At 38.4% G+C, this 12,591-nt stretch carries 15 protein-coding genes and 1 pseudogene; 15 read left to right on the forward strand and 1 reads right to left on the reverse strand.

Annotation, left to right across the window (positions count from 1 at the left end; translation table 11 throughout):
* From EA341_RS15010 to EA341_RS15080, 15 genes and pseudogenes are all read left to right on the forward strand, one after another.
* Nucleotides 1-137, forward strand: a pseudogene (locus EA341_RS15010) (30S ribosomal protein S5); the annotation flags it as partial.
* A 4-nt stretch (nucleotides 138-141) separates the two neighbouring features.
* Nucleotides 142-321 (forward strand): 50S ribosomal protein L30, encoded by a 180-nt coding sequence (gene rpmD / locus EA341_RS15015; RefSeq protein ID WP_293015982.1) that lies wholly within the window; start codon nucleotides 142-144, stop codon nucleotides 319-321.
* 2 nt (nucleotides 322-323) lie between these two features.
* Nucleotides 324-770 (forward strand): 50S ribosomal protein L15, encoded by a 447-nt coding sequence (gene rplO / locus EA341_RS15020; RefSeq protein WP_293015983.1) that lies wholly within the window; start codon nucleotides 324-326, stop codon nucleotides 768-770.
* A gap of 4 nt (nucleotides 771-774) precedes the next feature.
* A complete protein-coding gene (secY, locus tag EA341_RS15025; protein WP_293015984.1) occupies nucleotides 775-2,097 on the forward strand; it encodes a preprotein translocase subunit SecY in 1,323 nt (440 codons plus the stop codon).
* Nucleotides 2,094-2,867: a type I methionyl aminopeptidase gene (gene map, locus EA341_RS15030; protein ID WP_293015986.1), complete on the forward strand. Its 774-nt coding sequence runs from the start codon at nucleotides 2,094-2,096 to the stop codon at nucleotides 2,865-2,867. Before secY ends, map begins: the two co-directional genes overlap by 4 nt.
* A gap of 2 nt (nucleotides 2,868-2,869) precedes the next feature.
* Nucleotides 2,870-3,088 (forward strand): translation initiation factor IF-1, encoded by a 219-nt coding sequence (gene infA, locus EA341_RS15035; RefSeq protein WP_009034195.1) that lies wholly within the window; start codon nucleotides 2,870-2,872, stop codon nucleotides 3,086-3,088.
* 90 nt (nucleotides 3,089-3,178) lie between these two features.
* Entirely contained in the window at nucleotides 3,179-3,295 is a 117-nt protein-coding gene (gene rpmJ, locus EA341_RS15040) for a 50S ribosomal protein L36 (protein WP_092174341.1), read from the forward strand.
* Nucleotides 3,296-3,300: 5 nt separating this feature from the next.
* Nucleotides 3,301-3,678 carry a 30S ribosomal protein S13 gene (gene rpsM / locus EA341_RS15045; RefSeq protein WP_293015987.1) on the forward strand — a complete coding sequence of 126 codons (378 nt, stop codon included), beginning with the start codon at nucleotides 3,301-3,303 and terminating at the stop codon, nucleotides 3,676-3,678.
* Between the two features lie 15 nt (nucleotides 3,679-3,693).
* Nucleotides 3,694-4,092, forward strand: a complete 399-nt coding sequence (rpsK, locus tag EA341_RS15050; protein ID WP_014772316.1) for a 30S ribosomal protein S11 — start codon at nucleotides 3,694-3,696, stop codon at nucleotides 4,090-4,092.
* Between the two features lie 20 nt (nucleotides 4,093-4,112).
* On the forward strand, nucleotides 4,113-4,715 hold the full coding sequence (rpsD, locus tag EA341_RS15055; protein ID WP_293015988.1) for a 30S ribosomal protein S4: 603 nt from the start codon (nucleotides 4,113-4,115) through the stop codon (nucleotides 4,713-4,715).
* 31 nt (nucleotides 4,716-4,746) lie between these two features.
* Nucleotides 4,747-5,736 carry a DNA-directed RNA polymerase subunit alpha gene (locus EA341_RS15060; RefSeq protein WP_293015989.1) on the forward strand — a complete coding sequence of 330 codons (990 nt, stop codon included), beginning with the start codon at nucleotides 4,747-4,749 and terminating at the stop codon, nucleotides 5,734-5,736.
* 5 nt (nucleotides 5,737-5,741) lie between these two features.
* On the forward strand, nucleotides 5,742-6,278 hold the full coding sequence (gene rplQ / locus EA341_RS15065) for a 50S ribosomal protein L17 (protein WP_293015990.1): 537 nt from the start codon (nucleotides 5,742-5,744) through the stop codon (nucleotides 6,276-6,278).
* Between the two features lie 128 nt (nucleotides 6,279-6,406).
* Nucleotides 6,407-7,501 (forward strand): glutamine-hydrolyzing carbamoyl-phosphate synthase small subunit, encoded by a 1,095-nt coding sequence (gene carA, locus EA341_RS15070; RefSeq protein WP_293015991.1) that lies wholly within the window; start codon nucleotides 6,407-6,409, stop codon nucleotides 7,499-7,501.
* Nucleotides 7,502-7,526: 25 nt separating this feature from the next.
* Nucleotides 7,527-8,810 carry a phosphopyruvate hydratase gene (eno, locus tag EA341_RS15075; protein ID WP_293015992.1) on the forward strand — a complete coding sequence of 428 codons (1,284 nt, stop codon included), beginning with the start codon at nucleotides 7,527-7,529 and terminating at the stop codon, nucleotides 8,808-8,810.
* Between the two features lie 132 nt (nucleotides 8,811-8,942).
* Nucleotides 8,943-12,158 (forward strand): S41 family peptidase, encoded by a 3,216-nt coding sequence (locus EA341_RS15080; RefSeq protein WP_293015993.1) that lies wholly within the window; start codon nucleotides 8,943-8,945, stop codon nucleotides 12,156-12,158.
* 36 nt (nucleotides 12,159-12,194) lie between these two features.
* On the opposite strand, the gene EA341_RS15085 is transcribed toward EA341_RS15080, so the two are convergent.
* On the reverse strand, nucleotides 12,195-12,591 hold a 397-nt coding region (locus EA341_RS15085), incomplete at its 5' end, for a hypothetical protein (RefSeq protein ID WP_293015994.1).

The raw sequence follows: 12,591 nt of genomic DNA on the forward strand, positions 1-12,591 counted from the left end.
TACTTGCAAAATCCAAAGGATCTTCAAATCCTCACAATGTTGTGAATGCAACGATTGATGCGCTTGTACAACTAAGAGATGCCATTGCTGTTTCTCAGCAAAGAGGAGTTAAAATGTCAAAAGTTTTTAACGGTTAAGAAAATGGCTAAGGTAAAAGTAACTCAGATAAAGAGCACAATCAAAAGACCAAAAGACCAAAAAGCTACAATTATAGCTATGGGATTAGGTAAGATTAACAGAACTGTAGAGGTGGAAAATACTCCGCAGATGGCTGGAATGATAAGAAAAGTAAGTCACCTTTTAAAAGTGGAGGAAGCTTAATCATGAAATTACATACATTGAAACCTGCTGAAGGTTCCATTAAGTCAAGGAAAAGAATTGGTCGCGGTCAGGGATCCGGTAGAGGTGGAACTTCTACTAGAGGTCACAAAGGTGCTAAGTCTAGATCAGGTTATAAAACTAAACTTGGATTTGAAGGCGGTCAAATGCCTCTTCAGAGAAGAGTTCCTAAATTCGGTTTTAAAAACTTTAATAGGGTTGAGTACAAGCCGGTCAATCTAAATGTATTAGAAGAGCTAGCTAAAGCTGAAAACTTAGATACCATCAATTTGGAAACTTTGGTCAATCATGGATTAGTTTCTAGGAAAGATGTTGTAAAAGTCTTAGGTAGAGGCGAACTTACAACCAAATTAAATGTAAGTGCTCATTCTTTCTCTGCTTCCGCTGTTGAAGCAATTGAAAAAGTAGGCGGAACAGTTAACAAGCTTTAAGTAAATGAAAAAGTTTATCTCAACAGTAAAGAATATCTTTTCTATTGAAGATTTAAGGATCAGAATAATCAATACTATTGGTTTTCTGGTGGTCTTTAGATTAGGTTCTTTTATAGTGCTTCCCGGTGTAGATCCTTCTAAACTTGGAGATGCCCCCGAGGGTATTTTCGGATTGATTGATACTTTCCTAGGTGGCGCATTTAGTAATGCTTCAATCTTCGGATTGGGTATTATGCCCTACATATCTGCCTCTATTGTGTTGCAGCTGTTAACTGTTGGGGTTCCATATTTTCAGAAATTGCAAAAAGAAGGAGAGTCAGGTAGAAAACGTATTAATCAGATTACCAGGATCCTTACAATTGCCATAACTGTAGCTCAAGGTATAGGTTATATTACAGCAACTATTTTGCCTACTGGCGCTGTTATGGTCAGTACATCTCTTTTCATGTTCAGCTCTTTAGTTCTTCTTTCGGCTGGAACTATGTTCTGTATGTGGTTAGGTGAGAAAATAACTGAAAAGGGTATTGGTAATGGTATTTCAATGCTGATCATGATAGGTATCATTTCAGCACTTCCTGGGGCGATTATTGCAGAAGCTTTATCCAAAGGTACATCTGGAATGCTTTTGCTCATCATTGAAGCAGCTGTATTATTCTTCGTTGTCTTAGGTGTTGTTGCACTTACCGAAGCTACAAGAAGGGTACCTGTACAATATGCCAAACAAGTAGTTGGTGGTAAAGTGTATGGTGGTCAAAGACAATACATTCCTATCAAAGTCAATGCATCAGGTGTAATGCCTATTATATTTGCCCAGTCTTTGATGTTCCTTCCTGCGTTAATCGCGCAGATATGGTCTGCTGATAATGACATTGCAAACTACATTGGAAGTACATTCAGTGATTTTACATCATGGCAGTACAATCTTGTTTTTGCAGTGATGATTATTCTTTTCACATTTTTCTACACTGCTATTACGGTTAATCCAGAGCAGATTGCAGAAGACTTGAAAAGAAATGGTGGATTCGTTCCTGGAATTAAGCCTGGAGCACCTACCTCTGATTTCATTGATGGAATTATTTCGAAAATAACGCTTCCCGGTTCTATCCTACTGTCTATTGTAGCAATTTTGCCAGCTTTTGCGATCATCGCAGGAGTAGGCGGTTCTTTTGCCCAATTCTATGGTGGTACATCTCTACTTATTATGGTAGGTGTTATTATGGATACATTGAGGCAAATTGAGAGTTACTTGTTGATGAGACATTACGAGGGAATGATGAAAAGTGGGAATATGAAGAATAATCCTTCTAATTTTGCTGCTGCAATATGATTCATTACAAGTCTTCGGAAGAAGTTGAACTCATCAAAGAAAGTGCTCAGATATTAGGTAAAGCTCACGGAGAAGTTGCAAAGAATGTAAAGGAAGGAGTAAAGACTTCTTTCTTGGATAAAATAGCAGAGGAGTATATAAGGGATCACCATGGTGTACCTTCATTTAAAGGGTATAATGGTTTCCCTGCCTCACTTTGTATTTCGGTAAACGAAGTCGTGGTACATGGCTTTCCAAGTAATTATGTTTTGAAAGATGGCGATATAATCTCAATAGATTGTGGAGTCTTTCACCAAGGTTTTCATAGCGATTGCGCTTATACTTACCCTGTCGGTGAAGTTTCTCCAAATATTTTGTCATTGCTCAAAGCAACAAAAGAGTCTCTATACCTAGGTATAGAAAAAGCTGTTGCTGGAAATAGGGTTGGTGACATTGGTAATGCCATTCAAAAATTCGTTGAAGCCAAAGGTTATACTGTAGTCAGAGAGCTGGTAGGACATGGACTAGGGAAAAATCTTCACGAGTCGCCTGAGGTTCCCAATTATGGTAAAAAGGGCAGTGGCCCTATCCTAAAAGATGGGTTGGTTATTGCAATAGAACCAATGGTCAATTTAGGGTCTAGGAATATAGTTCAAGAAAGAGATGGGTGGACCATCAGAACGGCAGACCGAAAAGTCTCAGCTCATTACGAACACACTGTAGCGATCTTTGAAGATAGGACTGAAATACTGACTACTCATAAATATATAGAAGAAAATTTTAAATTCTAAATATGGCTAAGCAGACATCTATAGAGCAGGATGGAACAATAGTAGAGGCATTATCCAATGCTATGTTTAAAGTGGAACTTGAAAATGGACATCAATTGATTGCCCATATTTCTGGTAAAATGAGAATGAATTATATTAAGATTCTACCTGGTGATAAAGTTAAATTGGAGCTGTCTCCTTATGATTTGTCGAAAGGAAGAATTGTTTATAGATATAAGTAAATGTCATGAAATGGGCCGTGTAGATTTTAGTGCAAACTTTATGATACAAAGGCAAATTCCATGTGGCGGTCAAAAATAAATTAAAGACACATGAAAGTTAAGGCATCAGTTAAGAAAAGAAGTGTTGACTGTAAAGTGATCAGAAGAAAAGGTAAACTTTACGTGATCAACAAAAAGAATCCTAAGTTTAAACAAAGACAAGGTTAATCATTATGGCAAGAATTGCAGGTGTTGACATACCAGACAACAAACGTGGTGAAATTGGCTTGACCTACATATTCGGTATAGGTAGGAGTTCAGCCAAAGCGATCCTGGAGAAAGCAGGAATTTCTTTTGATAAGAAAGCCGGTGAGTGGAATGATGAAGAGTCAACCGCTATTAGAAATATCATCGCTGATGAGTTCAGGACTGAAGGAGCACTTAAGTCTGAAATTCAGTTGAACATCAAAAGATTGATGGATATTGGTTGTTACAGAGGTTTGAGACACAGAAAGGGTCTTCCAGTAAGAGGTCAAAAAACCAAAAACAACGCGAGAACTAGAAAAGGTAAGAGAAAAACTGTTGCTAACAAGAAGAAAGCAACTAAATAAATCTTGAATTAGATTATGGCTCAGAAAAGAAACGATAAAGCTAAAGGTAAAAAAAGAGTTGTTAAGGTAGAAGCGGTAGGCCAAGTGCATATTAAGGCTTCTTTTAATAACATTATCATCTCTATTACCAATAATTCAGGTCAGGTGATTTCTTGGGCTTCTGCCGGTAAAATGGGTTTCAGAGGCTCCAAAAAGAATACTCCTTATGCTGCTCAAATGGCTGCACAGAACTGTGGTCAGGTTGCATATGATTTGGGTTTGAGAAAAATTGAGGTTTTTGTAAAAGGACCTGGTGCAGGTAGAGAATCTGCCATCAGAACTTTACAAAATGTTGGTCTAGATGTAACTACTATTATTGATGTGACACCACTTCCTCATAATGGATGTCGTCCTCCAAAACGTAGAAGAGTATAAATTCTTAAAGAAGATATAGAATGGCAAGATATACAGGTCCAAAGGCAAAAATCGCCAGAAGATTCGGTGAGCCTATCGAAGGATATAGCAAAGCTCTCCAAAAGAAAAACTACCCTCCAGGACAACACGGAAGAGGTAGAAGGAAAAAGCAGTCTGAATATGCGATTCAGCTTGCAGAAAAACAAAAAGCTAAATACATCTATGGTGTATTGGAAAGGCAATTCGCCAAAATGTTTGATATTGCTTCCAGAAAGCAAGGTATCACAGGTGAAAACCTTTTGCAACTCTTAGAAGCTAGACTGGATAATACAGTATTTAGATTAGGAATTGCTCCAACTAGAAGAGGTGCAAGACAATTGGTTTCTCACAAACACATTCTTGTGAATGGAGAGGTGGTTAATATCCCTTCTTATTCTTTAAAACCAGGTGATGTTGTTTCAGTTAGAGAGCGTTCAAAGTCTCTTGAAGCTATTACATCTAGTTTGGCAGGAAAATCTAATCGTTACCCTTGGTTGGAGTGGGATAACTCCTCTTTAGCAGGTAAATATGTTTCAATTCCAACTAGAGATGATATTCCTGAGAATATCAAAGAACAGTTGATTGTCGAACTTTACTCTAAATAATAAACTTTCAGACTTAAATAGAACTATTGATATGTCCATACTAGCATTTCAAATGCCCGAGAAAGTGGTGATGGAAAAAGCCGATGACTTCCACGGTTTATTCACCTTCAAGCCACTAGAGAAGGGCTATGGGGTCACCATAGGCAATGCCTTGAGAAGAATTCTTTTATCTTCTCTAGAAGGTTATGCCATTACTTCAGTGAAACTACCAGGTGTAGTTCATGAATTTTCAACTATCGAGGGTGTTGTAGAGGATGTGACTGATATCATTCTAAACCTGAAACAAGTAAGATTCAAAAAAGTCCATGACTCAATTGATGGGAAAATTACTGTTGAGGTTTCTAATCAGTCTGTTTTCACTGCGGGAGATATCGCTAAGTTTACAACCTCTTTTGAGGTCTTGAATCCTGAGCTGATTATTTGCCATTTGGATGAAAGTAAAAGTTTTGAAATTGAATTGACAGTTGAAAAAGGAAGAGGCTATCTTCCTGCAGAAGAATCCAAGCCAAAAGATCAAGTCTTTGGTGTGATTCCTATCGATGCTATTTTTACACCTATCAAGAATGTAAAATACAGCGTTGAAAATACCAGGGTAGAGCAAAAAACTGACTTTGAAAAATTGATTCTAGAGGTTTCGACTGACGGATCTATCCACCCAGAGAAAGCATTGCAAGAATCGGCGAAAATCTTAATACAACATTTCATGTTGTTTTCAGATCAAACAATGGTACTTGACTCGACAGGAATTTCAGAACCAGAGCCAATCGATGAAGAATTTCTTCATATGAGAAAGCTTCTTAAGACGCCTCTTGGTGATTTGGATCTTTCTGTACGCGCATTCAATTGCTTAAAAGCTGCTGATGTGAAGTCATTAGGTGATCTTGCCAAACTTGAAATTTCTGATATGATGAAATTCAGGAACTTTGGTAAAAAATCACTTGCTGAACTTGAGCAGTTAATCCAAGAGAAAGGTTTGACTTTCGGAATGGACTTGTCTAAGTATAAACTTGATGAAGAATAAATAAAATGAGACACGGTAAGAAATTTAACCACCTTGGTAGGACCGCAAGTCATAGAAAAGCAATGCTTTCTAACATGGCGACATCCTTGATTCTTCACAGGCGTATTTCAACAACGCTTGCCAAGGCTAAAGAGCTAAGAAAATATGTAGAGCCTTTGATCACAAGGGCTAAAGAAGATACAACTCATAATAGAAGGGTAGCTTTCTCTTATCTTCAGAGTAAAGAAGGTATTAAAGCACTTTTCGGAGATGTAGCTGAGAAGGTTGGCACCAGAAATGGTGGATATACAAGAATCATAAAAACTGGTTACCGTTTAGGTGATAATGCCGAAATGTGTATAATTGAACTAGTTGACTTCAATGAATTGATGTTGAAGGATGCTAAACCAGCTAAGAAAACTACCAGAAGAAGTAGGAGAAGTTCAGGTAAAGCAACTGAAGCAGAAGGTTCTAAAGAGCAAGCTACAGAAGCCAAAGCTGATTCAACAGAAGTGGATAGCGATAATGCTGATGATCAAAAAGAAAAAAAATCTGAAGATTAATTCATGTTATTTTCTTTTACATATAGAAGGGATTGGACTTTGGTTCAATCCCTTTTTTTATATCCTTTACATTTACTTTAGGCCTCTTACTTTAAAATAATTAACTTTGACGAGTCCAAATAATCAAAATGAATAAACAAAAAGCAACCCTACTTCTTGCAGACGGTACCATGTTCAAAGGTACACTCATTGGAAGCCCCGGAACCAACGGTGGTGAAATTTGTTTCAACACTGGAATGACTGGTTATCAGGAGATTTACACTGACCCATCCTATACAGGTCAAATAATCGTTACAACTACTTCTCATATTGGGAATTATGGAGTCATAGATTCTGAGGTTGAATCTGATCATCCGACCATTTCAGGCATAGTTGTCAACAGTTTTTCTGAGATTTACTCTAGGTTGGATGCAAGTGGCTCACTTCAGGATTATTTACAGAAGTACGAAATAACTGGGATAGCAGATATCGATACCCGTAAACTTGTACGCCATATCCGTTCAAAGGGAGCTATGAATGCTATTATCAGCTCCGAATTCGAGAATGATTTGGCTGGCCTAAAAGCACAACTGAATCTTGTTCCAGATATGGATGGGCTTGAGCTTTCATCCCAAGTCTGTACCAAGGAACCTTTCTATTTCGGGGATGAAAGTGCTCCTCTTAAGGTAGCATGTCTTGATTTTGGAATCAAATTCAATATTCTTAGGAGCCTCGCTGAAAGGGGAGTTTATTGTAAAGTATTCCCTGCTAAAACCTCTCTGAAGACTTTGCAGGAATTTAATCCTGACGGATATTTTTTATCGAATGGTCCCGGAGATCCTGCTGTCATGGAATATGCAGTTAATACCACTAAAGAGATCCTCGATGAAGGTAAACCTGTTTTTGGGATTTGTCTAGGGCATCAGATTTTAGCTGAAGCTTGCGGGATTTCAACCTATAAGATGCATCATGGGCATAGAGGCCTCAATCATCCTATTAAAAATCTCTTGACAGGTAAAAGTGAGATCACTTCTCAAAACCATGGCTTTGTGGTCAAAAGAGAGGATGTAGAAAACAGCGATGTGGTGGAAATGACACATGTCCACCTAAATGACAATACAGTAGCTGGAATTAAGCTTAAAAATAAGCCTGCTTTTTCAGTCCAATATCATCCAGAGTCATCTCCTGGGCCACATGATTCACGGTATTTGTTTGATGATTTTATATCTTTAATGAATAAATAAGTACAAATCTTAAACCTTTTAAATTATGACATTAATTCAATCAATCCACGCTAGACAAATTTTGGATTCTCGTGGAAATCCAACTATAGAAGTTGATGTTTTTACTGAAACCGGTGCTTTTGGAAGAGCAGCCGTGCCGAGTGGAGCTTCCACGGGAGTAAATGAAGCGGTAGAATTAAGAGACGGTGATAAAAGTAAGTATTTGGGAAAAGGTGTCTTGAAAGCAGTTTCCAATGTGAATGATGTTATTGCTCCTGAACTTCTTGGTATGGATGTGTTCGAGCAAAATACCATTGATCAGATCATGATCAACTTGGATGGTACGCCAAATAAAAGTAAGCTTGGAGCGAATGCTATTTTAGGTGTTTCTCTTGCGGTGGCCAAAGCTGCTGCTATGGAAGCAGGTCAGCCACTTTTTAGATATGTTGGTGGTGTGAATGCCAATACACTCCCTGTTCCAATGATGAATATCATTAATGGAGGATCACACTCTGATGCTCCTATTGCATTCCAAGAGTTTATGATCAGACCTGTAGGCGCTCTAAGTTTTTCTGAAGCCATCCGGATGGGTGCTGAAATTTTTCATCATTTGAAAAAAATCCTCCATGACAAAGGCTTGGTTACAGCCGTTGGTGATGAAGGTGGTTTTGCTCCTAATTTTTCCGGAGGTACTGAAGAAGCATTGGAAAGTATCTTGGAAGCAATTAAAAATGCTGGATACAAAGCAGGAGAAGACATCACGATAGCACTTGATTGCGCAGCTTCTGAATTTTTTGTAGATGGGAAATACGATTACAAAAAATTTGAAGGAGATTCCGGAAAAATCAGAAGCAGGGAAGAACAGGTTGCCTATCTGGCCGAATTGTCCGAGAAATATCCAATTGATTCAATCGAAGATGGCTTTGCTGAAGACGATTGGGAAGGATGGGCAATGTTGAATGCCAAAATCGGAGATAAAATCCAACTTGTAGGTGATGACCTATTGGTGACCAATGTCAAGTTTTTGGAAAGGGGAATCAAAGAAAAGTCAGCCAATTCCATTCTGATCAAAGTCAATCAGATCGGTACGCTTACAGAAACTTTAAATACCATAAATATGGCTCATAAAGCGGGATGGACTTGTGTCATGTCGCATAGGTCTGGTGAAACAGAAGATTCTACTATTGCTGACTTGGCTGTAGCAGTAAACTGTGGCCAGATTAAAACAGGTTCTGCATCCCGTTCAGATAGAATGGCCAAGTATAATCAATTACTGAGAATTGAAGAGCAACTGGGAGAAAGTGCATATTTTCCGCAAAAAAAAGATTGATTTCATAATTCAATAGATAATTGCATAGGCAGCTCAATCGGGCTGCCTTTTTTTATGCACCATTCATAACTATTTAGGTATTAGATTTTAGTATGCTTTGTTAACTTTCGGGATAATCCAAATTTAACTTATATGAGAATAATACATTTACTGATCATTCTATTGGCATGTCAGGTTGGAGCAATAGCCCAATCAACACCTTTATGGCTGAGATATCCGGCTATTTCTCCGGATGGGAAAGAGATAGTTTTCGGATACAAAGGTGATTTGTTTAAAGTTGGGATCAACGGAGGCGTAGCAAGCCCGCTAACTTTACATGAAGCTCATAACGCAATGCCAGTTTGGAGTCCCGACGGTAAGCATATAGCCTTTGCCAGTGATAGATATGGTAATTTTGATGTGTACATCATACCATCTTCAGGAGGGGAGGCAAGACGACTCACTTTCCATTCAGGAAATGATTTCCCTTGGGACTTTACGCCAGATGGCAAACAAGTGATTTTTAGCTCCCCTAGAAATGACCTATATACTTCGGTTAGATTTCCAAACAAAGGACTTTTCGGAAAACTATATGCAGTTCCTGTAGAAGGGGGAAGAAATGTTTTAATTTCCACTGCAGGAATGCAAAATGCCTCATTTGACGGTTCAGGAGATAGGATCATTTTTCAGGATAGAAAAGGATATGAAGACGAATGGAGAAAAAGACATACGTCTTCAGTGACTCGAGATATTTGGGTATTTGATAAGAAAAATCAGTCCTATACACAATTGAGTGATTTTGAAGGCGAAGACAGGGAGCCTGTTTTCTCAAAAGATGGCAATTCTATTTTTTATCTGAGTGAAAAAAATGGGTCTCAAAACCTGTATAAGAAAAATATATCAACGGGTGACGAGATCCAGCTTACTGATTTTGAAGATCATCCCGTGAGGCACCTGAGTAGCTCAAATGAAGATCTGTTCACGTTTTCTTGGAATGGAGAAATTTACACCTTGCAAGAAGGAGAAAAACCCAAGAAATTAAGCATTGAGATTTTCGGAGACTTTAGAGGGAATGAACAAAAAATCGTATCTGTTAACAGTGGTGCTACAGAAATGGCCTTGTCTCCAAATGGTAAGGAAGTAGCATTTGTCTTTAGGGGAGAGGTTTTTGTGACTTCAGTTGAAAACAATCAGACTAAGAGGATTACCAATTCTCCCGCGCAAGAAAGAATGCTAAGTTGGGGAGAGGATGGAAGAACGCTTTATTATTCTACAGAAAGAGGAGAAAGCTGGGATATTTACCGAGCGTCTATTACAAGAAGCGAAGAGCCTTACTTTTTTGCAGCTACTTTAATTAAAGAGGAGCCAATCATGGCTACAGACAAGGACGAATTTCAGCCATTGGTGTCGCCTGATGGAAAAGAATTGGCTTATCTGGAAGAAAGAAATGTTCTGAAGGTTTTTAATCTGGCTGATAAGACGTCCCGAACGATAATACCTGCAGGAGAGAATTTTTCCTACGCTGATGGAGATCAGGATTTTACCTGGAGCCCAGATAGTAAGTGGCTTGTAGCGAAAAATGCATTAGGACTTTATGGAGCAAGTCATATGGTGCTGTATGATGCTAAAGGTCAGAAAGAGGGCGTAAACCTTACGAATAGTGGATTTTCTGATGGAAGAGGCCGGTTCGCTATGAATGGAAAAGCTTTGATCTGGACTAATGATAGAGATGGTAAAAAACCCCTTGCCATGCAAGGGGCCAGAGAATTGGATGTCTATGCGCTTTTCTTTGATCAGTCAGCTTTTGATCAGTTCAAGCTCAGTAAGGCAGATTATGATCTTTTGAAGGATAAGGAGAAGAAAAATAAAGAGGATAAAAAGACTGATGACAATGGTAGTGAGGAACCCCTCAACTTGAACCTAGAAGGATTGGAAAACAGAAAACTAAGACTTACTACAGGTTCTCTCAATTTATCTTCCTTCGACTTATCTCCTGATGGTGACAAGCTTTATATGATGGCAAGTTTTGAAAACAAGTATGACATATGGGTCTTTGACACGAGAACAAAGGAACTCAAATCTCTTGCCAAGACAAATTCTGGCCCGGGAAGAGTTCAATTGGATAAAGAGGGTAAAAACCTTTTTGTACTGGCAAATGGAAAATTATCGAAAATAGAAACTGGCAGTGGGAAACTTTCAAATATTGGGATCAATGAAGAAATGGTGCTGGATGCCACAGCTGAAAGGGACTATATTTTTCACCATACTTGGAGACAGGTCAAAAAGAAATTTTATGATCCTGAATTGCATGGGATTGATTGGGATATGTATCGGGATAATTACGCTAGATTTCTACCTCATATCAACAACAATTATGACTTTCAGGAATTACTCAGTGAAATTCTTGGTGAACTGAATGGATCCCATACTGGAGGAAGATATTCCCACAGATCTGAAAATGGAGATCAAACAGCCTCATTGGGTTTATTCTTTGATGAAAGATCTGAGGAAAGCGGTTTGAAAGTCATGGAAGTCATTACAGGAGGACCTTTGGATAAAGCCGAAAGTAAAATAAAAGCTGGTCATGTTATCGAGAAAATAGATGGTGTTGAATTGGATGAAAATCTAGATTGGAATAAAACACTCAATAGAAAAGCTGGTAAAAATGTTTTGTTATCCTTGTTTGACCCTAAAAACAATTCCAGATGGGAAGAGTCTGTCAAGCCCATTTCTCAGGGGGCAGAAAATCAACTCCTTTATAAAAGATGGGTTGAAACCATGAGAGCTATGGTGGATAGTTTAAGTGATGGTAGAATAGGATATGTACATGTACAAGGAATGAATGATAACAGTTTCAGAACCGTTTATGATGAGGTTCTCGGTAAAAATGCAGATAAAGAGGCTTTGATAGTAGATACCAGGTTCAATGGTGGTGGTTGGTTACATGAAGATCTTTCGACATTTCTGGATGGCAAACCATATGCGACATTTAGGCCTTATGGTTTCGTTACCCGCGGTGGAGAACCTAGAGATAAATGGTCTAAGCCAAGCGTGGTGGTCATGAGTGAAAGTAATTATTCTGATGCACATGCTTTCCCTTATGCCTACAGAGCTAAGGGGATCGGTAAACTGATAGGTATGCCTGTGCCTGGTACAAGCACAGCTGTGTGGTGGGAAACACAGATCGATCCAACCATCGTTTTTGGTATTCCTATGATTGCATTCTATGGAATTGAAGAGGATAGGCCGTTGGAGAATCTTCAATTGGAGCCAGACATCAAGGTCTCAACCCCTTTTGAAGAAGTGCTTTATGGTAAGGACGCCCAGATAGAGGCAGCAGTACAGGAATTGATAGATCAGATTAAATAAAATGAGGGGGCAAGAGCCCCCTCATTTTTTTAAATTTTATTTACTGTATTTTTTCATTAGATAAGCTCTAAACTTTTTTTCACCTACCACTTCCTCACTCAATAAAATATGGTTTTCATTCGCTCCAATAATTTCATAAGTAAAGTTTTCATAAATGCCTATACGGTTAGGGATTTTTATGGTAATATAGAGTTTATTGTTTTTGGAAAACAGTTCTGTGTTGTCATCAATAGTAAGCAGTTTTCCGGAGGGCATTTGTGAATGATTGGCCCCAAAAGTATTTCTGTTTGTACTCATGATTTGATTATTGATGAATCTATTTCCATCCAGAATTGTCTTAACCTGATCTTCTTTGAGGAAATTGTCAGCAGATCTATATAAAATGGCCTGGTAGCTGAAAAGACGGCCAATAAAAAAGGAAGTTAATCCAATA

Origin of the sequence: Mongoliibacter sp., from assembly GCF_007692705.1 — a bacterium.
Lineage (GTDB): Bacteria > Bacteroidota > Bacteroidia > Cytophagales > Cyclobacteriaceae > Mongoliibacter.

What these genes read in the sequence shown, in the direction of transcription:
- rpmD (WP_293015982.1), top strand. Translation starts at nt 142, where the DNA reads ATGGCTAAGGTAAAAGTAACTCAGATAAAGAGCACAATCAAAAGACCA.
- rplO (WP_293015983.1), top strand. Translation starts at nt 324, where the DNA reads ATGAAATTACATACATTGAAACCTGCTGAAGGTTCCATTAAGTCAAGG.
- secY (WP_293015984.1), top strand. Translation starts at nt 775, where the DNA reads ATGAAAAAGTTTATCTCAACAGTAAAGAATATCTTTTCTATTGAAGAT.
- map (WP_293015986.1), top strand. Translation starts at nt 2,094, where the DNA reads ATGATTCATTACAAGTCTTCGGAAGAAGTTGAACTCATCAAAGAAAGT.
- infA (WP_009034195.1), top strand. Translation starts at nt 2,870, where the DNA reads ATGGCTAAGCAGACATCTATAGAGCAGGATGGAACAATAGTAGAGGCA.
- rpmJ (WP_092174341.1), top strand. Translation starts at nt 3,179, where the DNA reads ATGAAAGTTAAGGCATCAGTTAAGAAAAGAAGTGTTGACTGTAAAGTG.
- rpsM (WP_293015987.1), top strand. Translation starts at nt 3,301, where the DNA reads ATGGCAAGAATTGCAGGTGTTGACATACCAGACAACAAACGTGGTGAA.
- rpsK (WP_014772316.1), top strand. Translation starts at nt 3,694, where the DNA reads ATGGCTCAGAAAAGAAACGATAAAGCTAAAGGTAAAAAAAGAGTTGTT.
- rpsD (WP_293015988.1), top strand. Translation starts at nt 4,113, where the DNA reads ATGGCAAGATATACAGGTCCAAAGGCAAAAATCGCCAGAAGATTCGGT.
- EA341_RS15060 (WP_293015989.1), top strand. Translation starts at nt 4,747, where the DNA reads ATGTCCATACTAGCATTTCAAATGCCCGAGAAAGTGGTGATGGAAAAA.
- rplQ (WP_293015990.1), top strand. Translation starts at nt 5,742, where the DNA reads ATGAGACACGGTAAGAAATTTAACCACCTTGGTAGGACCGCAAGTCAT.
- carA (WP_293015991.1), top strand. Translation starts at nt 6,407, where the DNA reads ATGAATAAACAAAAAGCAACCCTACTTCTTGCAGACGGTACCATGTTC.
- eno (WP_293015992.1), top strand. Translation starts at nt 7,527, where the DNA reads ATGACATTAATTCAATCAATCCACGCTAGACAAATTTTGGATTCTCGT.
- EA341_RS15080 (WP_293015993.1), top strand. Translation starts at nt 8,943, where the DNA reads ATGAGAATAATACATTTACTGATCATTCTATTGGCATGTCAGGTTGGA.